Origin of the sequence: Variovorax dokdonensis, assembly GCF_030316895.1 — a bacterium.
Lineage (GTDB): Bacteria > Pseudomonadota > Gammaproteobacteria > Burkholderiales > Burkholderiaceae_C > Variovorax > Variovorax dokdonensis.
This window is the reverse complement of the sequence record NZ_JASZYV010000001.1, coordinates 1,033,693-1,059,461: the sequence shown is the minus strand read 5'-3', so window position 1 is coordinate 1,059,461 and position 25,769 is coordinate 1,033,693. Positions and strand designations below refer to the sequence as shown.

The following is a 25,769-nucleotide window of genomic DNA, read 5'->3' as shown; positions in this document are numbered from 1 at the left end:
GCTGGCTCAGCGCACGCGGCCCTGAACGCCTTCGGCGAGCCAGTCGATCTGCAGGATCTGCGCGTCGTCCAGTGCCTGGCCTGCCGCAATACGGACCTTGCCGGCGTTGTCGCGGATGTCGGCGCTCCCGGCTCGAAACGGCTGCAGCCTTCCCTGGGCCATGTCGCCCTGACGGGCCAGAAGCTCTTCTTGCACCGACTTCGGGACCTTGGTGCCGAAGTCACCGACCCGGATCATCCCTTCCTTGACGCCACCCCACAGGCTGGCGCTCTTCCAGGTGCCATCCAGGACGGCGCGGGCGCGGCGCGTGTAGTAGTCGCCCCAGAGATGCTGCACCGCGACGATCTGCGCGTCGGGCGCAACCTTGCGCATGTCGGAGTGATAGGCCACCGCCAGCTTGCCGCGCTCCTGCGCGGCCGCCATCACGGCGCTGGACCCGGTGTGGAAGGCCAGGACGTCCACACCCTGGTCCATCAGCGTCATCGCCGCATCACGCTCGCGCGGCGGGTTGAACCATTCGTCCAGCCAGACCACTCGCACGTGCGCCTTCGGGTCGACCGAGCGCATGCCGAGCGCGAACGCATTGATGCCCTGCAGAACTTCTGGAATCGGCAGGCCGGCCACATAACCGGCCTGATGGGTGCGCGTCATGCGGCCGGCTGCGACGCCAGCCAGATAGCGGCCTTCGTAGTAGCGCGCATTGGCCGTCGCGACATTGGGTGCGGTCTTGTAGCCGGTGATGGACTCGAACTTCACGTCCGGGAAATCGCGCGCCACCTTCAGGGTGGGCTCCATGTAGCCAAAGCTGGGGGTGAAGATGAGTCCGCAGCCATCCCTGGCCAAGTCGCGGATCACCCGCTCGGCATCCGGACCCTCGGCCACGTTCTCCACGAAGCGGGTCTGCACCTTGTCACCCAACGCCGCCTGAACGGCCTGGCGCCCCAGTTCGTGCTGGTGAACCCAGCCGGCATCGGTGACGGGCGTGACATAGACAAAGCCGATCTTCAGCGGGGTGCTGGTGGCGGCCAGCACATGACGGATCGGCAGAAGCGAAAGGCCGCCGAGCGCTAGCCCACGGCGAAGCACGGCACGACGCCGCACGAGGTTTTTGTACATGGTGTTCCTCTACATGGCCCCAATGGATTCCTTGAGCACAGACAAGGAAGGGCGGACAAATGAATACGGCGCTGCGGGGCGGCAGCGCCGGGGCGATATTGTAGGCGGCGCGCCTGCCGCTCAGTCGAGGTGCGGCGCGAACATCGGGATCACGTCGCGCAGGAAGTTGACTTCCGCGTCGTCGATCTCGCGCGGTTCCAGGTCGAAGTGGATGAAGGTGCCCCATGGCGTGCCATCGGAGCCGCGCAGGACTCGGCCGAAGTAGGACTCGATCATGCCGCTGTAGGGCCGTTGCGTGAGTCGGCCGTCGGCGGAGGCGTGGCGGGTCATGAACTCGCCCTGTCGCATGGCGTACTGGCAGAAGCTTCGGTCGAGTGGCACGGCCACCAGCCAGGTGCGGTATTCGCTGGTCCGGTCGTAGGCATGCACGGCATGCATCAGTTCGCCCCGGCGCCGATAGAGCGCCGAGAACCGGTAGTTGGTGCGGTCGTTGAGGAGCGCCAGCGCCGCTCGCGGACCGCCGCTGGCCAGCGCATGCCGTACGGCTTGGACCTGTGAGGAAGGGTCGAGGACGAGCATGAGGCCTTTCTTCCTACTTTCGGTGAAGGGCCCGACGCGCCGATTTGACAGTCGGGAAATCATTCTAGGCAAGCAAGCCCATGGGTTCGATGAAACCAGGCTTAAAGGCCTTGGCCAACCGTCGGTCAACGGGGCGTCACACGCCTCCTGGGCCCTCAGCCCGCAGCGAATCGCGCGTACACCTCGTTCAGCCGTTCCATGTAGGCCTGCTTCTGCGGCGGCTCGATGAAACTGGCCTCGAAGCTGTTGGCTGCCAGTTGCCACGCATGCCGTGCGTCCAGGCCGGTCGCTGCAAAGGTCTGCACCCAGTTCTCGTTCATGTAGCCGCCGAAGTAGGCCGGATCGTCCGAGTTGATGGTGGCCACGAGGCCGGCGTCCAGCAGCGACTTGATGTTGTGCGCCGCCAGATCGGGAAACACGCAGAGCTTCAGGTTCGACAACGGGCACACCGTGAGGGGAATGCGCTCCTCGGCCAGGCGCTGCATCAATGCCGGGTCCTTGCTGCTTTGCACGCCATGGTCGACGCGTTCCACCTTGAGCACGTCGAGCGCGCTCCACACATAGGCAGGCGGCCCTTCTTCGCCAGCATGAGCGACCAGATGCAAACCCAGTTCGCGGCAGCGCGCGAACACGCGTGCGAACTTCTCGGGCGGATGTCCAACCTCGCTCGAGTCCAGCCCCACGCCGATGAACTTGTCGCGATGCGGAAGCGCTTCTTCCAACGTGGCGAACGCGTCTTCCTCGCTCAGGTGGCGAAGAAAGCACAGGATGAGCGAGGCGCTCACGCCCAGTTGCCGGCCCGCGTCCACGCAGGCACGGTGCAAGCCGTCGATCACCGTCTTGACCGGAACACCGCGCGCGGTGTGGGTCTGCGGATCGAAGAACATCTCGGTGTGCACGACGTTGTCGGCCTGGGCGCGCTTCAGATAGGCCCATGCCATGTCGTAGAAATCCTGCTCGGTGATCAGCACGCTCGCGCCGGCGTAGTAGATGTCCAGGAAGCTTTGCAGGTTGGTGAAGGCGTAGGCATGCCGCAGCGTCTCGACGTCGGCGTAGGGAATCTCCACCTTGTTGCGCTGAGCCAGGGCGAAGATGAGTTCGGGTTCCAGCGAACCCTCGATGTGCATGTGCAGTTCGGCCTTGGGCAGCGCACGCACCAGTTCGGGCAGTCGGTCTGCGGCGACCGGGGGAAGTGAAGGGCTCATCGTCGACTCCTTGGGAGATGCGCTTTCTGGAAATGAAAAAGGGTTGCCCAGGGCAACCCTCGATGCAAGAACCGGGCAGGCGGGCTGCCTGCGATGGCAGCGCGCCCGTCGGCCTTACTTCTTCTCGCCGCCCGGCACCTTGCCTTCGACGCCCTTGACGTAGAAGTTCACGCCCGAGAGGAACTTGTCGTCGGCCACGGCGCCGGCTGCCACCAGCTCCTTGCCGTCCTGGTCGGCGATCGGACCCTTCCAGATGTTGTAGCTGCCATCCTTCAGGCCCTTCTTGACTTCCTCGACCTTGGTCTTGATGTCGGCAGGCACGTCGTCGGCGATGGAGACCAGATCGATCGCGCCTTCCTTCACGCCCCACCAGCTCTGGCCGGTCGTCCACTTGCCGTCGAGCTCATCCTGCACGGCCTTGATGTAGTACGGACCCCAGTTGATGATGGCCGAAGCCAGGTGGGCCTTCGGGCCGTAGGCGGTCATGTCCGAATCCCAGCCGAAAGCGCGCTTGCCCTTTTCCTGGGCGGTCTTGAGAACGGCGGGCGAATCGGTGTTCTGGAACAGCACGTCGGCGCCACCGTTGATGAGGGCCGTGGCCGCTTCGGTTTCCTTGGGCGGGCTGAACCATTCGTTGACCCACACCACCTTGGTCGTGATCTTCGGATTGACCGACTGGGCGCCCATGGTGAAGCTGTTGATGTTGCGCAGCACCTCGGGAATCGGCACCGAGCCGACCACACCCAGCACGTTGGACTTGGTCATGGCACCGGCGATGATGCCGGCCATGTAGGCGCCTTCGTAGGTGCGGCTGTCGTAGGTGCGCATGTTGTCGGCCGTCTTGTAGCCGGTGGCATGCTCGAACTTCACGTCCTTGTTGTCGTTGGCGACCTTGAGCATCGGCTCCATGTAGCCGAAGGTGGTGCCGAAGACCATCTTGTTGCCCTGGCCGACCATGTCGCGCAGCACGCGCTCTGCATCGGCGCCTTCGGGCACGCTCTCGACATAGCCGGTCTTGATCTTGTCGCCGAACTGCTTTTCCAGTGCCTTGCGGCCGTTGTCGTGCGCGAAGGTCCAGCCACCGTCACCCACCGGGCCGACGTAGGCGAAGGCGATGTTCAGCGGCTTTGCCGCGGCCGGAGCCGGAGCGGCAGCCACGGGTGCCGAGGTGGCGGGCGCGGCGGCCGGCGCGGGCGCCTCTTCCTTCTTGCCGCAGGCCACCAGGGCGGATGCGGCGGCGGCAACTGCCGCCAGCTTGAGCATGGAGCGCTTGTTCAGGTCAGTCATGTATCGAAGTCCTCAGTGGCTAAAGAGCAAGAAAGCAAAAATTGTGAACCGCAGATTATGAGCCGGGGTAGAACGGCTTTCCGATCGAAGCGGGCATGTTGACCCGGATGAACGCCGGATTGCGCGAGATGATGGCCAACACCACGATCGGGGCGATGTATTGCAGCATGCTGAGGAACTGGCTGGGCACGTCGACCCCCACGCTCTGCAGGTGAAAGCCCAGCATCGTCACGCCGCCGAACAGATAGGCGCCAAGCAGCACCCGCACGGGCCGCCAGGTGGCGAAGGTGGTCAGGGCCAGCGCGATCCAGCCGCGGCCGGCGACCATGCCTTCGACCCACAAGGGCGTGTAGACGGTCGACAGATAGGAGCCGGCCAGCCCGCAGAGCGCCCCGCCCGCCAGCACGGCCATGAAGCGAATGCGCCGCACCGGGTAGCCCAGCGCATGCGCCGACTCCGGCGATTCGCCCACCGAGCGAAGCACCAGCCCGGCACGGGTGCGGTACAGGAACCAGACCATCGCGAAAGTAAGGAACACCGCGAAGTACACCATCGGGTGATGCTTGAAAAGCGCAGGCCCGACGAAGGGAATCTCGGCAAGCCCGGGGATCTCCCAGCTCTGGCCCTGCGGCAGCTTGGCCTGCACGTACTTGATCCCGACGAAAGCCGAGAAGCCCACGCCGAACAGGCTCAGCGCCAATCCCGTGGCGTACTGGTTGGTGTTGAGCCAGATCACCAGCACACCGAAGAACGCCGCCATCAGCGCACCGGCGGCCATGCCTGCGGCGAAACCGAGCCAGGGGTTGTGCGTGTGCACCACCACGGCGAAGCCGGCGATGGCGGCGCACAGCATCATGCCTTCGGCGCCGAGATTGACGATGCCGGCCTTCTCGTTGATCAGCAGGCCCAGGGCGGCGATGGCCAGCACGGTGCCGGCGGAAAGGGTCGAACCCAGGAGCAGCGCGTAGGTTTCCATGTCGATGCTCAGCCTTCGGATCCGTGAGGGGTGGCCAGCGGCGTCTGTTGCGCCGTGAGCGGCGTGCTCGCCTGCAGGGAGGTCGCGCCCGACAGTTGCGGCCTCGGCTGGGCCTTGCGGCGAATTCGGTAGACGATCAGCGTGTCGCAGGCCAGCAGCGTGAACAGCAGCAGGCCCTGGAACACCCCCGTGAGCGATTTGGGCAGCCCCAGCCGCGACTGCGCCAGTTCGCCGCCGATGTAGAACATGCTCATGAGAATGGCCGAGAAGATCATGCCGATCGGATGCAGCCGTCCGACGAAGGCCACGATGATGGCGGCGAAGCCGTAGCCGGCCGGTACGTACGGATTGAGCTGGCCGATCGGGCCGGCCACTTCCAATGCGCCGGCCAGCCCGGCGGCACCACCCGAGGTGAGCAAAGCGACCCAGATGGCGCGCCGTGCCGAAAAGCCCGCATAGCGCGCCGCCGCAGGCGCCAGCCCGCCCACCTGCTGCGCGAAGCCGGCGCGGGTGCGGAACAGGAACACCCACAGCGCGCCGACGCCCAGGAGCGCCAGCACCAGGCCGATGGACACCCGAGAGCCCTTGAACAGCCGGGGGATCTGCGTGATCGATTCGAAGGTCTTGGTCTGCGGGAAGTTGTAGCCCTGCGGGTCTTTCCAGGGGCCATAAACCATGTAGCTCAGAAGCAGCGTCGCCACGTAGACCAGCATCAGGCTCACCAGGATCTCGTTGGCGTTGAACCTTTCGCGCAGCAAGGCCACGATGCCGGCCCACACCATCCCGCCGAGAACCCCGGCCAGCAGGATGATGACGACGATCCAGCCGCCGGTGCTCTTGTCCGCCATGAGGGCGACGCCGCCGGCGCAGATGGCCCCGAACACGAACTGCCCCTCGGCACCGATGTTCCACACGTTGGAGCGAAAGCACACGGCCAGCCCCAGCGCGATGATGAGCAGCGGCGTAGCCTTGACCATCAGCTCGCCCAACGCGTAGGGGCTCTTGATGGGCTCCCAGAAGAACACCTGAAGACCGCGCAACGGATCCTTGCCCAGGGCCTCGAACATCACGACGCCGATCAGCACGGTGATCAGCAGCGCCAGGATCGGCGAGCCGTAGCTCCAGAAGCGCGACAGCTGCGGACGGGGCTCAAGCTTGAGCATGGGCCACCTCCTTGCCGGCAGCCGCCGAGGCGCCATCCCACAAGCCGCTCATCCACTGCCCGATCTGGGCCACCGTGGCGTTCGCCCGGTCGATGGAAGGCGACATGCGCCCCTTGGCCAGCACGTAGAGCCGATCGCTGATTTCGAACAATTCGTCCAACTCCTCGCTGACCACCAGCACGGCGCAGCCGGCGTCGCGCAACTTGAGAATCTCGCCGCGGATCAACGCCGCGGCCCCGACGTCGACGCCCCAGGTCGGCTGCGAGACGACGAACACGCGGGGCCCCGCGTCGATCTCGCGCCCGACGATGAATTTCTGCAGATTGCCGCCCGACAGCGAACGCGCCGCCGCGCCCGGTCCGCCGGCCTTGACCTTGAAGCGGTCGATGATGGCCGTGGCCTGGCGCTCCAGCACACCCAGCCGGATCCAGCCACCGCGCCCCACCGACTCGCCGCGGGTGAGCAGCAGGTTGTGCGCCAGCCCCAGCGTCGGCACCGCGCCGCGACCCAGGCGCTCCTCGGGCACGAAGTGCAGGCCCAGCGCCCGGCGCTGTCTTGGATGCAGGCGACCGGCCGCCTTGCCCAGCACTTCGACGGCACCGGGCTGCGCCCGCGTGTCCTCGCCGGAGAGCGCATAGAGCAGCTCCTTCTGGCCGTTGCCCGAAACGCCCGCGATGCCCACCACCTCGCCCGCGCGCACTTGCAGCGAGATGCCGTCCAGGTCGACCCCGAACTGGTCCTCGCGCGGCAGGCTCAGCTTGTTGACCGCCAGGGCCACGTCGCCGGCGTGCACCGCCCGATGCTCCAGCGGCGGCGGCTCCGCGCCGATCATCAGGCGCGAAAGCGACTCGTTGCTCTCCTGCCGCGGATCGCATACGCCGGTCACCTTGCCGCCGCGCAGCACCGTGCAGGCCGTGCACAGCTCGCGGATCTCGTGCAGCTTGTGGCTGATGTAGAGGATCGAGCAGCCTTCGACCGCCAACTGCTTGAGCACCACGAACAGCTTCTCGACCGCCTGCGGCGTCAGCACCGAGGTCGGTTCGTCGAGGATCAGCAGCTTCGGATCGGTGAGCAGCGCGCGGATGATCTCCACCCGCTGCATCTCGCCCACCGACAGCGTATGCACCGGTCGGGTGGGCTCGATGTCCAAGCCGTACTCGGCCGCCTTGGCGACGATGCGGCGCGTCACTTCCGCCAATGTGAGGTGGCGGTCGAGCCCCAGCCAGACGTTCTCCGCCACCGTGAGGGTGTCGAACAGGCTGAAGTGCTGGAACACCATGCTGATGCCCAGCGCCCTCGCCTCCTGGGGATTGCGGATCAGCACCGGCCGGCCATTGAAGTGCACCGAGCCTTCGTCCGGCTTGACCGAGCCGTAGATGATCTTCATCAACGTGGATTTGCCGGCGCCGTTCTCGCCGAGCACGGCGTGCGTCTCGCCAGGCGAGACGGTCAGCGACACATCGCTGTTGGCCACCACCGAGGGGTAGCGCTTGGTGATGTTCGCAAGCTGGAGTCTGGGCGTGGTCGTCATTGGCGGCGATTATCGGTGTGTGTCGGTAGGGGACGTTCGCGAGTCTTTCGCCACAGGTGTGTCAGTGGCCCCCGATGTAGATGAACTTGAACAGGAAGATCGCGGCAATGATCCACACCATCACATGCACTTCGCGTGCCCGCCCGGTGCACAGCTTGATGGCCGCATAGCTGATGAAACCGAAGGCCAGGCCATTGGCGATCGAATAAGTGAACGGCATGACCAGCGCCGTGACCACGGCGGGCACAGCCTCGGTGACCTCGCCCCAGTCCAGTTCGGTCAATTCGCGCAGCATCAGGCAGGCCACGTAGAACAGCGCCGGCGCGGTCGCATAGGCCGGCACCGAGCCCGCCAGCGGCGAGATCACCAGGCAGGCCAGGAACAGCGCGCTGACGGTGAGGGCCGTCAGACCCGTGCGGCCGCCCGCCTGAACGCCGGCTGCGCTTTCCACATAGGCCGTGGTGCTCGACGTGCCCAGGAGCGAGCCGGCGAAGATGGCGCCGCTGTCGGCCAGCAATGCGCGGTTCAACCGGTTCATCTTGCCCTCCTTGAGCAGACCGGCACGCTTGGCCACGCCCATCAACGTGCCGGTCGCGTCGAACAACTCGACCAGGAAGAACACCAGGATCACGTTCAGGATGCCGCCCTTGAGCGCGCCCATGATGTCCAGCTGGAACAGCGTCGGCTCGATCGACGGTGGCGCCGAGAACACGCCGCCGAACTTGTTGCCGCCGAAGAAGAACGACAGCACCGTCACGACCAGGATGCCGATGAGGATGGCGCCGCGCACGCCCAGCCGGTCGAGAGCGACGATGACCAGAAAGCCGATGGACGAAAGCACCACCGGCGCCGTGTGCAGGTCGCCCAGCGTCACGAAGGTGGCGGGCGACGCGGCGACGATGCCTGCGCCCTTGAGTGCGATGAGCGCGAGGAACATCCCGATACCCACCGTGATCGCGACTCGGATCGACACCGGTATGCCGCGCACGATCAGTTCGCGCAGTCCGGTGATCGTGACCAGCAGGAACAGACAGCCCGACACGAACACCGCGCCCAGCGCCGTCTGCCACGAGTAGCCCATCTGCCCCACCACGACGAAGGCGAAGTAGGCATTCAGGCCCATGCCAGGAGCGAGCGCGATCGGGTAGTTGGCGTACAGGCCCATGATCAGCGTGCCCAGCGCGGCGATCAGGCAGGTGGCCACGAACACCGAGCCCTTGGGCATCCCCGCCTCGCCCAGGATGCTGGGGTTGACGAAGATGATGTAGGCCATCGTCAGGAATGTGGTCAGCCCCGCCACAAGTTCGGTGCGCACGGTGGTGTTGTGCTCCTTGAGCTTGAACACCTTCTCGATCAGGTCCATTTGCTTGTCTCCGTCTTTCGTTTGTTGGAATGGAATCGCTAGCTCGGGTCGGGCGGTCGCAGCGAGGCCGCGACCGACTTGATTCGCTCGCGCAGCCATCGCGCGGCACTGGAGGAATGGGTGCGCTCGTGCCAAAGCTGGTAGTACTCCAGCCGCGGCAGCGCGATGGGGCAATCGAGCATGGCCAGCGGAAGGCGCTGCGTGAAGCGTTCGCAGAACTGGCGCCCCGTGGTCAGCACCAGCAGGCTGGTCGCCACGATGTCCGGAATGAGGCTGAAGTGCGCGCAGCGCGCCGCGATGTTGCGCCGCAGGCCCATGCCGTCGAGCATCTGGTCGACGATGCCGCGCGCCCCGGGGTGCAGCGGCGTGGGCGCGATGTGGTCCAGCGCCAGCCAGGTGTCGACGTCCCAGCCGCGGCGCGTGGCCGGGTGGTCGCGGTTGACCAGCGAGACCAGCTCGTCGTCGAACAGCCGTGCCATGTGCAGATCTTCAGGCGGCCTGGCCCAGTTGCCGACGACCACGTCCAGTTGGCCTTGCGCCAGGTGCGCGTGGTAGTCGGCGTCGGAGCTGAGCGGATAGACCTCGATGCAGGCTGAGGGCGCCTGCGCCTTCACCTGCGCCACCAGCTGCGGCAGGAACTGCGGGTCCAGGTAGTCGCTGGCGGCAATGCGGAAGGTGCGGTCCGAGTTGGCCGGGTCGAAGCCGCGCGCGTCAGAGAAGAGCATTTCCGCCGCGCGCAGGATGGCCGCGCTGGGCTCGATCATCCGCAGTCCCGCGTCGGTGGGCACCATGCCGCTGCCCGATCTCACCAGCAGCGGGTCGCCGGCCAGGTCACGCAGCCGCTTGAGCGCCGCCGACACCGCCGGCTGGTACATGCCCAGCCGTATGGCGGCGCGGGAGACACTGCGATCGGTCAGCACGGTATGCAGCACGCGGATCAGGTGGAGGTCGATCTTGTCGAAAAGCGCTTGTTCTCTCATGGCGGCCCGCATCGATCAAATTGGCGGCCAGTTATACAGCGCGCTTCCAAGCTCCCCGCCCGGACATGCCGGGACGAAGGCTGCTTGCGGCAATCTCGAACGGGGTTAGTGGGTGGCCCTGACCGCGGTGACGGCGTTCAGGATGGCTTCGCAGGTGGCCGGCGCACGCAGAGGCGGGTCGACCTTGTGATCGCCCGCGGCCGAGACCGCGTCGCGAATCGCGTAGAACACCGAGAACGGCAGCAACAGCGGCGGCTCGCCCACGGCCTTGCTGCGGTGGATGGAGTCCTCGAAGTTGTCGCCCTCGAACAAGCGCACGTTGAAGACGGGCGGGCAATCGTTGGCCGTCGGAATCTTGTAAGTGCTGGGCGCGTGCGTCGACAGCATGCCGGTCTTGGGATGCCAGACCAGCTCCTCGGTGGTCAGCCAGCCCATGCCCTGGATGAAGGCGCCCTCGACCTGGCCGATGTCCACCGCCGGATTGAGCGAGCGGCCGGCGTCGTGCAGCACGTCGGCGCGCAGCAGCTTCCATTCGCCCGTCAGCGTATCCACCACGACCTCGGCCACGGCGGCGCCGTAGGCGAAGTAATAGAAGGGATGGCCGGTCATGCTCTCGCGGTCCCAGTGCAGGCCGGGCGTGGCATAGAAGCCGTCGGACCACAGCTGCACCCGATCCATATAGGCCTCGGCCACGAGGGTCGAGAAGTCGAACTCCCGGCCGTTGACCTGCACCTTGTCGTTGGCAAAGCGCACGTCGTCCTTGCTGCCGCCATGGCGAGCGGCCGCGCACGCCGCGAGACGCTCACGGATCTGCCGGGCTGCGTCCTGGGCCGCCTTGCCGTTCAGGTCGGCGCCGGTGGACGCCGCGGTGGCCGAGGTGTTGGCCACTTTGCTCGTGTCGGTGGCGGTGGCACGCACGCGCTCGAAGCGCACGCCCAGTTCATGCGCCACCACCTGGGCCACCTTGGTGTTCAAGCCCTGCCCCATCTCGGTACCGCCGTGGTTCACCAGGATCGAGCCATCGGTGTAGACATGCACCAGCGCGCCGGCCTGGTTGAAGTGCGCCACGTTGAACGAGATGCCGAACTTGACCGGCGTGAGCGCCACCCCGCGCTTGAGGATCGGGCTCGTCGCATTGAATTGCGCCGCCGCCACCCGCCGGGCGCGGTAGTCGCTGCTCGCCTCCAACTGGCCCACCAGATCGTCGACGATGTTGTCCGTCACCGGCTGCAGGTAGGGCGTGACGTTGCGCTCGCCCTTGCCGTAGAAGTTGGCGCGGCGTACGTCCAGCGGATCGCGGCCCAGCTTTCGGGCCACGGAGTCCATGATGTTCTCGATGGCGATCGCGCCTTGCGGCCCGCCGAAGCCACGGAACGCGGTGTTGCTCTGCGTGTTGGTGCGGCCGGAATAGCCATGCATGTCGACGTCCGGCAGCCAGTAGGCATTGTCGAAGTGACACATGGCGCGGGTCATGACCGGGCCCGACAGATCGGCGGAATGGCCGGCGCGCGAGACCATCGTGACCTCCACGCCCAGGATGCGGCCATCGTCGTCGTAGCCCACTTCGTACTCGTACCAGAAGCAGTGGCGCCGCCCGGTGATGAGGAAGTCGTCGTCGCGATCGGGGCGCAGCTTGACGGGCCGGCGCAGCTTGTGGGCCGCCACGGCTGCAACGCAAGCGAACAGGCCAGACTGCGACTCCTTGCCGCCGAATCCGCCGCCCATGCGCCGGCATTCCACCTGCACCTCGTTGGCATGCAGCGCCAGCGCGTGCGAGACCAGGTGCTGCATCTCGCTCGGGTGCTGGGTGGAGCAGTGCACCAGCATCGTCCCGCCTTCCTTGGGGATCGCATAGCTGATCTGGCCTTCCAGGTAGAACTGCTCCTGGCCGCCGACGTCGAAGGTGGTCTTGAACTTGTGCGGCGCGCGGTCGATCGCAGCGCGCGCCCCACCCTCGTTCGTGCTGCGCGACAGGTGCATCGGCGGCAGTACGTACCGGCCTTTCTCGTGCGCCTCGCGCGGCGTCAGCACCGGCTCCGCCGGCTCGACCTGAAGCACTTCCTTGGCGCGCGCTGCGGCGCGGCGCGCCTCGTTGCGCGTGGTCGCGATCACGGCGAAGACGGGCTGGCCGAGGTGCCGGATGTCGCCGCTGCACAGGATCGGATCGTCATGGATGATCGAGCCGCAGTCGTTGGTGCCGGGAATGTCGCTGGCGGTGATGACGTCCACCACGCCCGGCATGGCGCGGATCACGTCGAGCGACATGCCCGCGAGCCTGCCTGCCGCCACCGGCGACAGGCCCAGCGCGCAGTGCAAGGTGCCAGTGAGCTCGGGAATGTCGTCGACGTAGGTGGCTTCGCCCGCCACGTGAAGCGCCGCTGATTCATGCGGGCGGCTGATGCCCACGCGCTTGCCCTGAGACAGGGCCTTCGCCTCGGCGTCGGCGTCGATGCGCGCGGCCGTGTTGGCGAGGTAGTCGGCAAAGGCCTCGGCGTTCTGCAGCAGGCGGGGATCTACGGGCTTGTTCATGTTCAGGCTCCTTCCACACCGGCGACGGCATGCGGCATCACGCTCCACACACTGGTCGATTGCACGGGCAATGCATCCTGCGAGCGGGTTTCCATCCACAGGCGAGTGATCAGGTTGCTCGCCACCTGCAGGCGATAGGCGGCGGATGCGCGCATGTCGCTCAAGGGGGTGAAGTCTTCGGCCAGCGCCACGCGGGCCACATCGACCGATGCCTGGGTCCACGGCTGTCCGAGCAGCGCCGCCTCGGCACGTGCCGCGCGCTTGACCGTCGCGGCCATGCCGCCGAAAGCCAGGCGGACCTGCTTCACGCAGTCCTTGTCATCGAGTTCCAGCGAGAAGGCGCCACACAACGCCGAGATGTCGCAGTCGAAGCGCTTGCTGATCTTGTAGGCGCGCACACGGCGCGATGCCACCGACATCGGCACGGCCACCGCCTGCACGAATTCGCCGGGCTCGAGCTTGTTCTTCATGTAGTCGACGTAGAAGTCGCACAGCGGCATGCGGCGCACCCGACTACCTTGCCGAAGCTCGATCTGCGCATCCAGCGCCATGAGCACCGGCGCCGAGTCGCCGATGGGCGAGCCGTTGGCCACGTTGCCGCCCATGGTGCCAGCGTGGCGGATGGGCGGCGAGGCAAAGCGCAGCCAGACGTCGGTCAGCCCTTCGAAGCGGCTGGCCAATGCGGACCATGCCGCCTCCAGCGAAGCACCGGCACCGATGTAGAGCTCGTTGCCCTGCTCGCCCTGTCGTTCTTCCACGCGCTTGAGCTCGGCCACATCGCCGACGTAGATGATGTCGCCCAGATCGCGGAACTGCTTGTTCACCCACAGGCCCACGTCGGTGGAGCCGGCCAGCACCTGGGCGCGCGGGTGCTGCTCGCGCAGGGCGGCCAGTTCGTCCAGCGTTCTGGGCGCATGGAAGCGGTCGGTCCGCGCACCCAGCGGGGCGCTGTACTCGAAGCCCGACTCGGCCCGCAAGCCCTGCAGCGCCGCCACCACCGGGCGCGTATCCAGGCGCACGGCAGGCAGGTCGAACATGCGCTGGCCGGCATCGAGGATGGGGCGGTAGCCGGTGCAGCGGCACAGGTTTCCGGACAACTCGTCGGCCAGCGCCTGGCGGCTGGGCCGGGTGCCGTCAGCTTGGTGATGCTCGTAGGACGACCAGAGCGACATCACGAAGCCCGGCGTGCAGAAGCCGCATTGCGAGCCGTGGCACTCCACCATGGCCTGCTGCACGGGGTGCAGTGGCACCGTCGGCCGCTTGGTGCCGTTGGCGTGCGCGGCAGGCGGCTCGACCGTAGCGCATTGCCGCTTGAGGTCTTCCACCGTGAACAGCGCCTTGCCGTTGAGCGTAGGCAGAAACTGGATGCAGGCGTTGACGGTCTGCAGTGCCAGTCCGTCGATGGCGCCGGCGGTGCCGGGTGCGGCCAGCTCGCCGATCACCACGGTGCAAGCGCCGCAATCGCCTTCGTTGCAGCCTTCCTTGGTGCCGGTGCAGTGCGCATCGTCGCGCAGCCAGTCGAGGACAGTTCGGGTGGGATGGACGCCGCTGACATCCACCACCCTGCCCTGGTGGTAGAAGCGGATCGGCTGCGTCGCGGTGCTGTTGGAAGAATTGGTGCTCATCGTGGCGGCTCTCGTGCCGGTTTGTCCGGCCACCCCGACCATAGCGGGCAGCGCATCCGGCGTCATAGCACTGTGCCAATACCGCCTATCCGGGCGCCTCTATGGAAGGAGCGGGTTAACCCGATGCTGCGACGAGCAATTCTCGCGCCAACGCGCTCGCGCACCAAGGCGAGCGGCGCCGGGCAGGGGCCGGCACATGCCGGCCCGGTTCTCTCACTTACTGCGGCGCCATCTCACCGACCGCGCGGATTTCCACGCGCCGGTTCGGCTGCAGGCAGGCGATCAGGGCCGAGCGGCTCCTCGCGCCTTGCGAACGGCATTCGGCCTCGGTGATCTTCAGGTCCGACTCGCCGCGGCCTTCGGTCTGGATCACGCCGGCTGGCACACCGGCGCGCACCATGTGGTCACGCACGGCATTGGCCCGCGCCACCGACAGCCGCTGGTTGTATTCGGTGCTGCCCAGCGGATCGGTATAGCCCACCACCGAGATCTGGCGCGCGCGGAAGTTCTGCGCACTCAGGTCTCGCATCGCAGCGTCGATGCGATTGCGCCCTTCGGCGGTCAGCACGGCCTTGTCGAACTGGAAGGTTCCGTCGCCTTGGACCGTGATGTTGCGAGTCGGCGGCGGGGGCGGCGGCGCCATCGCGGGTGCAGGTGCCGGTGGCGGGGGCGCCGCGGCAACCATGGGCGCCGCACCGAACGGGATCTGCAGGCCGACGCTGAAGATCCAGTCGTCGTAGTGGCCATCCGCCAGAAACACGCGGCGGTTGCTGTTGTCGTCGTAGCGATAACGCGCATCCGCCGTCAACCGGCCCCAACTGGCGAAGGGCCAGACGAAGCCGACGCCAGCGTTGGCGATGAAGCTGCCCTTGCTGAAGCTGCCGCCGGGCGTGCTGACCTTGTCCTCGATGTAGCCGACGCCACCCACCAGGTAGGGCTGGATGCTGCGCGCCTTGTCCCAACCCTGGCGGCCCAGGAAGAACCACTGAGCGTCGAGCGTCCCGCTCCAGTTCTTCCACTTGGCGTCCGCGGCCAGAAGCGACGTGTCGAGCTCCTCGTACATCCCGCGCAGCTCGATGTTCCAGTACGGGCTGATCGGCTTGCCGATGGCCAGGCCGGCGCCCCATCCGTCATCGGCGCGTCGATCGCTGTCCGGATTCACATACGCGCCGAATGGCGTGATGTACGGACGATCGTCGAAATACGTCGCGGAGGTGTAGCTCGTCTGCGCAAGGCAGGCGGCATACGGGACAGCAAGCGCAATGCAAGTCGCTAGGGTGCGTCGGACGGACATGAAGAAGCCTCGCTCAGAACGTTGTTGAAAGGAGCCCCAGCCAAGTCTCGGCCGAAGCCAAACGAAGCTGAAAAATAGACCCCGCCCATCGCTCCGTTTGGCACAAGCGCAATCAAATGTGTCAACTGTGCCTAGGGTCCCCACGCGCCGTTGCACTTTTTGCAGGGGCGAATTGCGCTGGTTGCAGTGCAGCAACGTTTTGTCCGGAACTTTTTTGGATCGGCCTTGAAGGCGGCATGTCAGTGGCGAGCCGCGCGCGCAATTCGGAGCAAGTCAAGCCTCCTTGAAAGTGGTGACGATGAACTCCCGCAGCCAGAGATTGGCAGGGTCATCCTCGAATCGCCTGCTCCAGTGCAGCGCGACCTCGAAGTCGCGCAGCGGAAAGGTCGGCTCCACCACTTCGTAGGCGCCCTCCAGCGCAAAGCCGCGGGCGATGTTGCGCGGCATGACTACCGCCAGGTCGGTAGCGCGCACGATCGCCGGCAGCACCATGAAGTGCTCGGTGGTCAGGCGCACCCGATCCTCGAGCTTGAGCAGATGCAGGATCCGCAGCGTCTCCGCATGCGTTCGCACCGCCACGTACTCCAGCGAGCGAAGTGCCTCGAGCAAGGCCGCGCCGCGCCGCCGGGGCCCGACGAAGGGATGATTAGCGCGCAGCAGGACGATGTAGCGGTCCTTGAGCAGCAGGCGGCGCTGCGTGTCCTTCACCTCGGGCAGAAAGCCGAAGGCGAAGTCAAGCCTTCCGCTGTCCAGCGCCGGCGCGATCTCCGACGGTGCCAGCGCCATCGTCTCGATGCGAACGCCCGGCGCCTTGGGTGCCAACGCTGCCATCAACACGGGCAGGAATCGGCCTTCGCCGATGTCGCTCATGTGAATGCGGAACGTCTTGCGCGACTGCGCAGGGTCGAATCGATCGGGCTCGTTCAGCGCATCCTCGATGGTGGCCAGCGCCGACTGCACCGCGACGGCCAGTCGCTCCGCGCGCTTCGTCGGCGCGACGCCGCCCGCAGCCCGCGTGAACAGCGCGTCGCCCAGCAGCAGGCGAAGGCGGCCCAGGCCGTGGCTGGCCGCCGGCTGCGTCACGCCCAGCACCTCTGCCGCCCGGCTGACGCTGCCCGTGCGGTAGACCGCATCGAACAGGCGCAGGAGGTTCAGATCGATCGCTTCAGTATGAATTTCATGCATATGACTTAGGCGGCTTATTTTATTGATCGATGTCTCTTGCGCACGCACACTTTCGCCCGGCGGCAATTCGCCGCTATATCGAGCAAAGAACCGAGGAGACACGTATGCCACGGATTCCGAAGTTGATTCCCGCCCTCGCGGCGCTCCTCCTGTGCACGGCGGGCGCGGCGCAGGCACAACAGAAGCCCGAGGCGGAGCCGGGCTGGGCCAAGGGCCGTCCCAAGACGGACGAGGCCATGCGCATGGCCCCGGTGCCGGCATTCCCCATTCCCACGGCGGCCGACAAGCTGCCGACGATGAAATTCAAGCTGCCGCCCGGCTTCAAGGTGGAGACATGGATGCCCGGCGTGCTCGACGCGCGCGAGTTGCGACAGGGCGCCAACGGTACGGTGTTCGTGAGCACGCTGTTCGTGGGCAACAAGGTCTATGCCGTGACCGACAAGGGCGGCAAGCGCGAACTCAAGACGGTGATCGACAAGATGCCGCTGGCTGCCGGCATCGCCTATGACAAGGGCACGCTGTTCCTGGCGACCAACACCAAGATCATGCGTTACGACGGCATCGACGGAAAGCTCGACAACCCGGGCGAGCCGAAGGTGATCTACGACAAGCTGCCCGGCGGCGAAGACCACAGCTGGAAGTTCCTGCGCATCCACAACAACAAGCTGTACTTCCCGGTCGGCGCCCCTTGCAACATCTGCGACCCGGGCGAGTGGGCCAAGATCTATCGCATGGACCTGGACGGCAGCAATGTCGAGACCATTGCCGCTGGCGTTCGCAACACCGTGGGCTTCGACTTCGATCCGAAGACGGGCGACCTCTGGTTCACCGACAACGGACGCGACTGGTTCAGCGAAGAGTTGCCCAACGACGAACTCAACCGCGTCGACATGAAGGCCAAGCTGGGCCAGCACTACGGCTATCCGTACTGCCACCAGGGCAACATCCCCGACCCCGAGTTCGGCTGGGGCAAGAAGTGCAGCGACTACGTCAAGCCCGCCGCTCTGCTCGGGCCGCACGCCGGCTCGCTGGGCCTGAAGTTCTACGACGGCAAGATGTTCCCGGCCAAGTACCGCGGCGCGATGTTCATCGCGCGCCACGGCCCCTGGAACCGCTCGGTCAAGTACGCGGACGTGTCCGTGGCCTGGCCTGACGGCAAGGGCGGCGCGAAGGTCGAACCCTTCATGACCGGCTTCGTCGAGAACAACACCTACCTCGGCCGCCCGGTCGACTTCCTGGTGATGAAGGACGGCTCCTTGCTGGTCAGCGACGACCACGCCGGCGCCATCTACCGCATCAGCTACGGCAAATGAAGCAACGCGCTCGCATCGCCGCCCTCGCCGCGGCCGCCGCCCTCACGACAAGCATCGCAGCGCCTGCGGCGGCGCAAGGCAAGGTCGACTATGCGAAGCGCTATGAGCAGACCTGCGCCGCCTGCCACGGTGCCAAGGGCGTCAGCACGATGCCCGGCGCGCCGTCGCTGGCCGGCCAGCATTCTTTCTATGCAGTGACGCAGCTCTTTCTCTACCGCGAAGGTCGCCGGTCCAACGAGATGATGAGCGCGGTGGCCAAGACACTCACCGACGACGACCTGCGCGGCTTCTCGGACTTCATCGGCACACTGCCGCCGGTGCCTGTAGCGCCGCCCGCGGGGCCCGTAGACGCCGATCGCATGGCGCGCGGCAAGGCCCTGTCGAGCGAGCACAAATGCGTGTTCTGCCACGGCGCGGATTTCAGCGGCGGCCAGCAGGTGCCGCGCCTGACCGGCCAGACCGAGGACTACCTCAAGGGCGTGCTGCAGGGCTACAAGAGCGGCAAGCGCGTGGGCTACACGATGGCGATGATCGAGGCGGTGAGCCGCACGACACCCGAAGACCTGGACACCCTCGCCTACTACCTCGCACGCTTCAGCGCCGCGTCGCCGGCGCCGGCCGCAGGAGCGCCTGCCAAGAAGTAGCAGCCGCGCCCTTCGATCACATCGGCCCGGGAGCAGCGAGCGCGGGCCATCGCAGCAACAGCCATGCGCGGACCGCCCGCGCCAAGCCACTCGGGAGACACAGCGTTGGAAGTTTCGTTTCGCAAGGACATCGAGGCCTTGCGCCTTGGCGCGGGCCAGGTTTTTCACGGCGAGGGCATTCTTGCCATCACCAAGGGACTGCTGCAATCGGGCGTGGCCTATGTGGGCGGCTACCAGGGCGCGCCGGTGTCGCACCTGCTGGACGTGATGGTGCAGGCCAAGCCCTACATGGATGAGCTGGGCGTGCATGTCGAGGCCTGCGCCAACGAGGCATCGGCCGCGGCGATGCTGGGGGCTTCCATCCACTACCCGTTGCGCGGCGCGGTGACGTGGAAGTCGATCGTCGGCACCAACGTGGCGGCCGACGCGCTGTCGAACCTTTCTTCGCCGGGCGTCAAGGGCGGCGTGCTCATCGTGGTCGGAGAGGACTACGGCGAAGGCGCCAGCGTGATCCAGGAGCGCACCCATGCCTATGCGCTCAAGTCCGGAATGTGCCTGCTCGATCCGCGCCCCGACCTCGGCCAGATGGTGCGCATGGTCGAGCACGGCTTCGCGCTGTCCGAAGCCTCCAACATGCCCTGCATGATGGAATTGCGAATCCGCGCCTGCCATGTACGCGGCAGCTTCGAATGCCGCGACAACCGTGCACCCGCCGTGTCGACCCGCGCGCTGATGGAAGAGCCTGCCGGCTTCGACTACATGCGGCTGGCGCATCCGCCCGTGACCTTCCGGCAGGAAAAGCTCAAGGGCGAGGAGCGCATTCCCGCCGCGCGCCGCTACGTGGTGGAACACGGACTGAACGAGCTGATGCCGGGCCGGCACGCCGACCTGGGCATCGTGGTGCAGGGCGGGCTGTACAACGCGCTGCTGCGCAGCCTTCAGCAGATCGGCCTGGCCAACGCCTTCGGCGAAAGCGCGATCCCGCTGCTGGTCCTCAACGTCACTTGTCCGCTCGTTCCCGAGCAGTTGGCCGACTTCTGCGACGGCAAGCGTAGCGTGCTGGTGGTGGAGGAAGGCCAGCCCGAGTACATCGAGCAGGAGATCGCCACCCAGTTGCGCCGGCGCGGCATCACCACGCCGCTGCACGGCAAGGACATGCTGCCGCTGGCCGGCGAACTCGGCGTTGAGGTGATGGCCGGCGGCCTGTCGACGTGGGCGCGCCAATACGTTCCCGGCCAGACCGCGCAGCAAGGCGAGTGGATCGACGTCAACCGTCAACGTCGCGAAGAGGTAGCCCGCATGCTGGCCAGCCAGCCGCTGCCCAACCGGCCGCCCAGCTTCTGCGTGGGCTGCCCCGAACGCCCCGTTTTCTCGGCGCTCAAGCTCGCGCAGCAGGAGACCGGCCCGGTGCACATCGCCGCCGACATCGGCTGCCATGCCTTCGGCACCTTCGAGCCTTTCTCGATGGGCCACTCCATCCTCGGCTACGGCATGAGCCTGGCCAGCAGAGCCGGGGTGTCGCCCGTGATGCAGCGACGCACGCTGTCGGTGATGGGCGACGGCGGGTTCTGGCACAACGGGCTGCTGACCGGCGTGCAAAGCGCCATCTTCAACGGCGACGATGCCGTGCTGCTCATCTTCAAGAACGGCTACACCTCGGCCACCGGCACGCAGGACATCATCTCCACGCCCGACGAGGCCGTGAAGGAAGCGGCCGTCGACAAGCAGCAGAGCCTGGTCGACAAGAACCAGACCATCGAGACCACGCTCAAGGGCATGGGCGTGCAATGGCTGCGCACGGTGCACAGCTATGACGTGGCCCGGATGCGCAAAACGCTGGTCGACGCGCTGACCAGCGACTTCCAGGGCCTGAAGGTGGTGATCGCCGAAGGCGAATGCCAGCTCGAGCGGCAGCGCCGCATCCGCCCGTGGATCGCCCAGTTGCTCAAGCGCGGCGAACGCGTGATGCGCGTGAAGTACGGCGTGGACGAAGACGTGTGCAACGGCGACCATGCCTGCATCCGCCTTTCGGGCTGCCCGACGCTGACGCTCAAGGACAACCCGGATCCGCTCAAGGTCGACCCGGTCGCCACCGTGATCGACGGCTGCGTGGGCTGCGGCCTGTGCGGCGCCAATGCGCATGCGGCCACGCTGTGCCCTTCCTTCTACCGCGCAGAAGTCATCACCCACCCGAAATGGCACGAGCGACTGGTGCATGGATTGCGCTCTCGCATCGTGCGCGCACTGCAGCCCGCCTGAGCCGAACATCATGCAGACAACCCAACCCATCTGCGTGCTCGTGTGCGCGCTCGGCGGCGAAGGCGGCGGCGTGCTGACCGAATGGCTGATCGAAACCGCGCGCATTGCCGGGTATGCGGCGCAAAGCACGTCCATTCCGGGCGTGGCACAGCGCACCGGCGCCACGACGTACTACCTGGAAGTCTTCCCAAGGCCGCTTCATGAACTGCAGGGCCGGCGCCCCGTGTTCAGCCTGAGTCCGGTGCCGGGCACGCTGGATCTGCTGGTCTCTTCCGAGTTGCTGGAGACGGTGCGCCAGATCGGCAATGGCATGACGCATCCGGACCGCACGCAGATCATCACCTCGTCGGCGCGCACCCTCACGACCGCCGAACGCATGGTTCCGGGCGACGGGCGTGCCGACGTGCAGCGGCTGCTCGATGTGGTGCGCCTGTTCAGCCGCGAGCACCAGATTTTCGACATGAGCCGCATGGCGCGCGATTCCGGCACCATCGTGAGCAGCGTGATGCTCGGTGCCATTGCCGGCTGCGGCGTGCTGCCGTTCCGACGCGAGCACTACGAGCAGGCTGTGCGCGGCGGTGACACCTCGCCCGAGCCGCAGAACCGCCAGACTCGTGCCAGCCTGGCCGCATTCGCGCAGGCGTTCGACCGAGTGCAGTCGCCGCGCCAACAGGCCAAGTGGGTGCGCGAGGTGGTGGACAAGGTGGTGGACGACGTCGCCAGGTCGCCCGATGGCGAAGCAGGCACTGCGCTTCCCGAAGCCGCGCGCAAGCGCTTTCCCGCAGCGGTGCAGGACGTGCTGGCGCTCGGCTATGCGCGGCTGGTGGACTATCAGGACGAGCGCTACGCAGCCACCTATCTGGACCGCTTGTCGCATGTCCTGGAGGCAGAGTCGAAGCGCGACCCTGCCGGCGAGAAGGACTGGGCCATCACCCGCGAGACGGCGCGCTGGCTGGCGCTGTGGATGGCCTTCGACGACATCGTTCGCGTGGCCGACCTGAAAAGCCGCGCTCAGCGCGCTCAGCGCGTGCGGCGCGAAGTCAAGGCGGGCGACGAGGACATCCTGAAGGTGTACGAGCACTTCAAACCCGGCGTGCCCGAGTTCGCCGCGCTGCTGCCCGCCGCTTTCGCGTCGCGGCTCAAGGCGTGGGACCGCCGGCGCATCGCCCATGGCAAGCCCGCGTGGGAGCTGGCGCTGAAGGTCGGCAGCCATTCGGTGCTGGGCATGCTCTCGCTGCGCGTGCTGGCCGGACTGCGCGGCCAGCGGCGTCGGGGCAGCCGCTTCGCGGAAGAGCAGGCGCAGATCGAGCGCTGGCTTGCCGCGGTCGTGGCCGGCACCAGCGACGGCAGTTGGGACCTGGGCCATGAGATCGCCTGCTGCGGCCGGCTGATCAAGGGCTACGGCGCCACGCTGGAGCGCGGCAAGCGCAACCTGATCCACGTCATCGAAACCTTGGCCACCGCGCAAGGCTCCGACGCGGATGCGCAGCCGCAGGCGCGCGCCCAGGCGATTGCCGCAGTGCGCACCGCCGCACTGGCCGACGACAGCGGCAAGGCGCTCGATGCTGCGCTGATCCGCCATGGTGCGCCGGCACGCCCCGTGCAGGCCCAGCCGATCCGCTGGATGCGCAAGCCCGATGCGGCCCATCCCACCGAAGGCGGCGCGAGGAACACACCCAGCACACAAGGCAAATCAAGGTAAACGCCGATTCTGAAGTGGCGACCATTTATCAAGAATAACGATCTGCACGCGCCGCGAATGGCCACGCTTTTCAGCCGTTGAACCACAGGAGACAAAACATGCCCAGCATTCTTCATCGCCGCCTTCGCGCATCGCGCGCGGCACTGGCCCTCGCCGCCGCGCTCGCGGCGCTTGCGTGCGCGCCCGCAGTCGCACAAGACAAGCCCGTGAACCTGAAGATGTCGAGCTGGGTGCCCGCTCAGCATCCGCTCAATCCTGCATTGCAGGCGTGGGCCGACGACATCAAGAAGGCTTCGGGCGGGACCATCACGGCGACGCTGTTCCCATCGGAGCAGCTGGGCAAGGCCTTCGACCACTACGACATGGCGCGCGACGGCATTGCCGACCTGGCCTACGTCAATCCCGGCTACCAGCCCGGCCGCTTCCCGATCATGGCGGGCGCCTCGCTGCCGTTCCTGTTCTCCAACGGCAAGAGCGGCTCGGCCGCCATCGATGCCTGGTATCGCCAGTACGCGGCCAAGGAGATGAAGGACATCAAGGTCTGCTTCGCGTTCGTGCACGACCCCGGCACCTTCCATGCGCGCAAGAAGATCACGCTGCCCACCGACATCAACGGCATGAAGATCCGTCCCGCCACCAGCACCATCGGCCAGATGGTGACGCTGCTGGGCGGCACCAACGTGCAGGCCTCCGCGCCGGCCGCGCGCGATGCGCTCGAAAAGGGCGTGGCCGATGCCATCACCTTCCCGTGGGGCTCGATCATCCTGTTCGGCATCGACAAGGTGGTCAAGTACCACATCGACGTGCCGCTGTACGTCACGCCCTTCGTCTGGGGCATGAACAAGGACAAGTACGAATCGATGTCGGCCGCGCAGAAGAAGGTGATCGACGATCACTGCACCAGCGAGTGGGCCGAAAAGGTCGCGGCCAACTGGGCCGACTACGAGGCCGCCGGCAAGGGCAAGATCGCCGCCGAGGCCGGCCACGAGGTCTACAAGCTCACGCCCGAGCAACTCGACGCCTGGCGCAAGGCCGTGGCGCCAGTCGAAGGCACCTGGGCCGAAGGCGTGAAGAAGACCGGCGAAGATCCCAAGGCCGTGCTCGACAACCTGAAGGCCAGCCTGGTCAAGTACAAGGCCGCGCTCTGATGCAGCAAGCCACCACGCCCAACCTGACCGATCGGATCATCGGCACCATCGAGTGGCTGGCCGCCATCTCGGTGGGGGTGGTGGCGCTGAACATCTTCGTGTCGGTGGTGCTGCGCAAGTTCTTCAGCACCTCCATTCCCGACGCTTACGATTTCGGCCGGATGCTCCTGTCGATCCTGATCTTCTGGGGCATCGCGGCCACCAGCTATCGCGGCGGCCACATCACGGTCGACCTGCTTTGGAGCGCCGTGGGTCCGCGCGCGAAGCGGGCGATCGACGTGTTCGCCACGCTGATGCTGCTGGTGTTCGTGATCATGCAGACCGCCATGCTGTTCGACAAGGTGCGCCTCACCCGCATCGACAACGTGCTCACCTATGACCTGAACCTGCCCACCTGGCCGTTCTACGCCGTGGCATGGACAGGCGATGCCTGCGCCGTGATCCTGATCGCGGTGCGGACCTGGCGCCTGATCTTCGCGCCCGACAAACTGCACGACGAAGGCTACGAAACCGCCCACCCGTCCATCGAGGAAAGCAAGTCTTGAGCACTGATCTGGTGGCCGTCATCGGCTTCGTGGCGCTGTTTGCGCTGATGCTTCTGCGCGTGCCGGTCGGCATGGCGATGGGCCTGGTGGGCGTGGTGGGCTACAGCTATGTGGTGGGTGTGTGGCCCGCCCTCAAGCTGGTGGGCCAGACGTCGCTGCGCACCGTGTCCGACTACACCTTCGGCGTCATTCCCATGTTCATGCTCATGGGGGCGATCGTCACGGTGTCGGGCGTGAGCCGGGAGCTTTTCAAGGCGGCCAACTCGATGATCGGCCACATGCGCGGCGGCCTGGGCGCTGCGACGGTGCTCGCCTGCGGCGGCTTCGCGGCGATCAGCGGATCGTCGGTGGCTACCGCCGCCACGTTTTCCAACGTGGCCTATCCGGAGATGCGCCGCTTCAAGTATCCGGAGTCGTTCTCCACCGGCGTGATTGCCGCTGGCGGCACGCTGGGCGCGATGTTGCCGCCCTCGACCGTGCTGGCCGTGTACGCCATCCTGACCGAGCAGGACATCGGCAAGCTGTTCATGGCGGGCATCATTCCGGGCCTGCTGGCCATGGCGATGTACGTGCTGACCATTGCCATCATCGTGCGCGTTCGGCCCGACTGGCTGCCGCGCGGCGAACAGAAGCCCTGGCGCGAACGCTTCGCGGACCTCAAGAGCGTGTGGGCCCCGCTCGCCCTTTTCATCTTCGTGATCGGCGGCTTGTATGGCGGCTTCTTCACGCCCACCGAGGCTGGCGGCGTCGGCGCCACCGGCGCCTTTCTGCTCGGCATCGCGCGCCGAAGGCTCGACCGCGCCAAGATCCGCGAGGCGCTTCTGTCGGCCACGCGCACTGCGGCGGCGGTGTTCACCGTGCTCATCGGCGCGCTGCTGTTCGGCTACTTCCTGACCGTCACGCAGACGCCGCAGAAGATCACCGACTTTCTCGTGCACCTGGGCATCGGGCGCTACGGGGTCCTGGTGGTGCTCATGCTCATGTATCTGGCCCTCGGATGCCTGATGGACGCAATGGCCATGATCATCCTGACCGTGCCCATCGTCTTTCCGGTGATCACGCACCTGGGCTTCGATCCGATCTGGTTCGGCATCGTCATCGTGATGACGGTCGAGCTGGGCCTGATCACGCCGCCTGTGGGCATGAATGTGTTCGTCATCAAGAGCGTCGTCGACCGGGTGAGCTTTGCCACCATCTTCCGCGGCGTCGCGCCGTTCGTGCTGACCGACATCATTCGACTGGCCATCATCATCGCCTTCCCGGTGCTGGCGATGTGGTTGCCTTCGCGCATGTAGATATACCGGCCCGGGCGCAAAGCCATGCGC

20 protein-coding genes are annotated in these 25,769 nt (G+C 66.4%); 7 read left to right on the top strand and 13 right to left on the bottom strand.

Annotated elements, in window-relative coordinates:
- Window positions 1–6: 6 nt before the first annotated feature.
- The 13 genes from QTH91_RS04905 to QTH91_RS04845 form a co-directional block, all read right to left on the bottom strand.
- Window positions 7–1,116 (bottom strand): BMP family ABC transporter substrate-binding protein, encoded by a 1,110-nt coding sequence (locus tag QTH91_RS04905; protein ID WP_286658895.1) that lies wholly within the window; start codon window positions 1,114–1,116, stop codon window positions 7–9.
- Window positions 1,117–1,236: 120 nt separating this feature from the next.
- Window positions 1,237–1,695: a hypothetical protein gene (locus QTH91_RS04900; RefSeq protein WP_286658894.1), complete on the bottom strand. Its 459-nt coding sequence runs from the start codon at window positions 1,693–1,695 to the stop codon at window positions 1,237–1,239.
- Between the two features lie 155 nt (window positions 1,696–1,850).
- Window positions 1,851–2,900 (bottom strand): adenosine deaminase, encoded by a 1,050-nt coding sequence (locus QTH91_RS04895; RefSeq protein WP_286658893.1) that lies wholly within the window; start codon window positions 2,898–2,900, stop codon window positions 1,851–1,853.
- A gap of 114 nt (window positions 2,901–3,014) precedes the next feature.
- Window positions 3,015–4,187 (bottom strand): BMP family ABC transporter substrate-binding protein, encoded by a 1,173-nt coding sequence (locus QTH91_RS04890; RefSeq protein WP_286658892.1) that lies wholly within the window; start codon window positions 4,185–4,187, stop codon window positions 3,015–3,017.
- A gap of 55 nt (window positions 4,188–4,242) precedes the next feature.
- Window positions 4,243–5,163: an ABC transporter permease gene (locus QTH91_RS04885; protein WP_286658891.1), complete on the bottom strand. Its 921-nt coding sequence runs from the start codon at window positions 5,161–5,163 to the stop codon at window positions 4,243–4,245.
- Between the two features lie 8 nt (window positions 5,164–5,171).
- On the bottom strand, window positions 5,172–6,326 hold the full coding sequence (locus QTH91_RS04880) for an ABC transporter permease (RefSeq protein WP_286658890.1): 1,155 nt from the start codon (window positions 6,324–6,326) through the stop codon (window positions 5,172–5,174).
- The gene (locus tag QTH91_RS04875; protein WP_286658889.1) at window positions 6,313–7,857 is read right to left on the bottom strand and encodes an ABC transporter ATP-binding protein; all 1,545 of its coding nucleotides are present in this window, start codon (window positions 7,855–7,857) and stop codon (window positions 6,313–6,315) included. The genes QTH91_RS04880 and QTH91_RS04875 overlap by 14 nt, the downstream gene beginning before the upstream one ends.
- A 61-nt stretch (window positions 7,858–7,918) precedes the next feature.
- Window positions 7,919–9,220 carry an NCS2 family permease gene (locus QTH91_RS04870; RefSeq protein ID WP_286658888.1) on the bottom strand — a complete coding sequence of 434 codons (1,302 nt, stop codon included), beginning with the start codon at window positions 9,218–9,220 and terminating at the stop codon, window positions 7,919–7,921.
- 38 nt (window positions 9,221–9,258) lie between these two features.
- Complete coding sequence (locus tag QTH91_RS04865) at window positions 9,259–10,200, bottom strand: LysR family transcriptional regulator (protein ID WP_286658887.1); 942 nt, start codon at window positions 10,198–10,200, stop codon at window positions 9,259–9,261.
- Between the two features lie 105 nt (window positions 10,201–10,305).
- A complete protein-coding gene (gene xdhB / locus QTH91_RS04860) occupies window positions 10,306–12,729 on the bottom strand; it encodes a xanthine dehydrogenase molybdopterin binding subunit (protein WP_286658886.1) in 2,424 nt (807 codons plus the stop codon).
- A gap of 2 nt (window positions 12,730–12,731) precedes the next feature.
- Entirely contained in the window at window positions 12,732–14,354 is a 1,623-nt protein-coding gene (xdhA, locus tag QTH91_RS04855; protein WP_286658885.1) for a xanthine dehydrogenase small subunit, read from the bottom strand.
- 217 nt (window positions 14,355–14,571) lie between these two features.
- Window positions 14,572–15,648 carry an OmpA family protein gene (locus QTH91_RS04850; RefSeq protein WP_286658884.1) on the bottom strand — a complete coding sequence of 359 codons (1,077 nt, stop codon included), beginning with the start codon at window positions 15,646–15,648 and terminating at the stop codon, window positions 14,572–14,574.
- 273 nt (window positions 15,649–15,921) lie between these two features.
- A complete protein-coding gene (locus QTH91_RS04845) occupies window positions 15,922–16,833 on the bottom strand; it encodes a LysR family transcriptional regulator (RefSeq protein ID WP_286658883.1) in 912 nt (303 codons plus the stop codon).
- Between the two features lie 104 nt (window positions 16,834–16,937).
- On the opposite strand from QTH91_RS04845, the gene QTH91_RS04840 reads away from it, so the two are divergent.
- The 7 genes from QTH91_RS04840 (at window position 16,938) to QTH91_RS04810 (ending at window position 25,739) form a co-directional block, all read left to right on the top strand.
- On the top strand, window positions 16,938–18,146 hold the full coding sequence (locus QTH91_RS04840; RefSeq protein WP_286658882.1) for a PQQ-dependent sugar dehydrogenase: 1,209 nt from the start codon (window positions 16,938–16,940) through the stop codon (window positions 18,144–18,146).
- A complete protein-coding gene (locus tag QTH91_RS04835) occupies window positions 18,143–18,790 on the top strand; it encodes a c-type cytochrome (RefSeq protein ID WP_286658881.1) in 648 nt (215 codons plus the stop codon). Before QTH91_RS04840 ends, QTH91_RS04835 begins: the two co-directional genes overlap by 4 nt.
- 105 nt (window positions 18,791–18,895) lie before the next feature.
- Window positions 18,896–21,049: a thiamine pyrophosphate-dependent enzyme gene (locus QTH91_RS04830; protein ID WP_286658880.1), complete on the top strand. Its 2,154-nt coding sequence runs from the start codon at window positions 18,896–18,898 to the stop codon at window positions 21,047–21,049.
- A gap of 10 nt (window positions 21,050–21,059) precedes the next feature.
- Window positions 21,060–22,751 carry an indolepyruvate oxidoreductase subunit beta family protein gene (locus QTH91_RS04825; protein WP_286658879.1) on the top strand — a complete coding sequence of 564 codons (1,692 nt, stop codon included), beginning with the start codon at window positions 21,060–21,062 and terminating at the stop codon, window positions 22,749–22,751.
- 98 nt (window positions 22,752–22,849) lie between these two features.
- Complete coding sequence (locus QTH91_RS04820) at window positions 22,850–23,899, top strand: TRAP transporter substrate-binding protein (RefSeq protein ID WP_286658878.1); 1,050 nt, start codon at window positions 22,850–22,852, stop codon at window positions 23,897–23,899.
- Window positions 23,899–24,444, top strand: a complete 546-nt coding sequence (locus QTH91_RS04815; protein WP_286658877.1) for a TRAP transporter small permease — start codon at window positions 23,899–23,901, stop codon at window positions 24,442–24,444. Before QTH91_RS04820 ends, QTH91_RS04815 begins: the two co-directional genes overlap by 1 nt.
- Window positions 24,441–25,739, top strand: a complete 1,299-nt coding sequence (locus QTH91_RS04810; protein ID WP_286658876.1) for a TRAP transporter large permease — start codon at window positions 24,441–24,443, stop codon at window positions 25,737–25,739. Before QTH91_RS04815 ends, QTH91_RS04810 begins: the two co-directional genes overlap by 4 nt.
- Window positions 25,740–25,769 lie beyond the last annotated feature (30 nt).

Bases quoted from the DNA above. Each gene is read 5' to 3' on its own strand.
- QTH91_RS04900 (WP_286658894.1), bottom strand. From the start codon at position 1,695: ATGCTCGTCCTCGACCCTTCCTCACAGGTCCAAGCCGTACGGCATGCG.
- QTH91_RS04905 (WP_286658895.1), bottom strand. From the start codon at position 1,116: ATGTACAAAAACCTCGTGCGGCGTCGTGCCGTGCTTCGCCGTGGGCTA.
- xdhA (WP_286658885.1), bottom strand. From the start codon at position 14,354: ATGAGCACCAATTCTTCCAACAGCACCGCGACGCAGCCGATCCGCTTC.
- QTH91_RS04820 (WP_286658878.1), top strand. From the start codon at position 22,850: ATGCCCAGCATTCTTCATCGCCGCCTTCGCGCATCGCGCGCGGCACTG.
- QTH91_RS04825 (WP_286658879.1), top strand. From the start codon at position 21,060: ATGCAGACAACCCAACCCATCTGCGTGCTCGTGTGCGCGCTCGGCGGC.
- QTH91_RS04850 (WP_286658884.1), bottom strand. From the start codon at position 15,648: ATGTCCGTCCGACGCACCCTAGCGACTTGCATTGCGCTTGCTGTCCCG.
- QTH91_RS04880 (WP_286658890.1), bottom strand. From the start codon at position 6,326: ATGCTCAAGCTTGAGCCCCGTCCGCAGCTGTCGCGCTTCTGGAGCTAC.
- QTH91_RS04875 (WP_286658889.1), bottom strand. From the start codon at position 7,857: ATGACGACCACGCCCAGACTCCAGCTTGCGAACATCACCAAGCGCTAC.
- QTH91_RS04885 (WP_286658891.1), bottom strand. From the start codon at position 5,163: ATGGAAACCTACGCGCTGCTCCTGGGTTCGACCCTTTCCGCCGGCACC.
- QTH91_RS04865 (WP_286658887.1), bottom strand. From the start codon at position 10,200: ATGAGAGAACAAGCGCTTTTCGACAAGATCGACCTCCACCTGATCCGC.
- QTH91_RS04840 (WP_286658882.1), top strand. From the start codon at position 16,938: ATGCCACGGATTCCGAAGTTGATTCCCGCCCTCGCGGCGCTCCTCCTG.
- xdhB (WP_286658886.1), bottom strand. From the start codon at position 12,729: ATGAACAAGCCCGTAGATCCCCGCCTGCTGCAGAACGCCGAGGCCTTT.
- QTH91_RS04890 (WP_286658892.1), bottom strand. From the start codon at position 4,187: ATGACTGACCTGAACAAGCGCTCCATGCTCAAGCTGGCGGCAGTTGCC.
- QTH91_RS04845 (WP_286658883.1), bottom strand. From the start codon at position 16,833: ATGCATGAAATTCATACTGAAGCGATCGATCTGAACCTCCTGCGCCTG.
- QTH91_RS04835 (WP_286658881.1), top strand. From the start codon at position 18,143: ATGAAGCAACGCGCTCGCATCGCCGCCCTCGCCGCGGCCGCCGCCCTC.
- QTH91_RS04870 (WP_286658888.1), bottom strand. From the start codon at position 9,220: ATGGACCTGATCGAGAAGGTGTTCAAGCTCAAGGAGCACAACACCACC.
- QTH91_RS04815 (WP_286658877.1), top strand. From the start codon at position 23,899: ATGCAGCAAGCCACCACGCCCAACCTGACCGATCGGATCATCGGCACC.
- QTH91_RS04895 (WP_286658893.1), bottom strand. From the start codon at position 2,900: ATGAGCCCTTCACTTCCCCCGGTCGCCGCAGACCGACTGCCCGAACTG.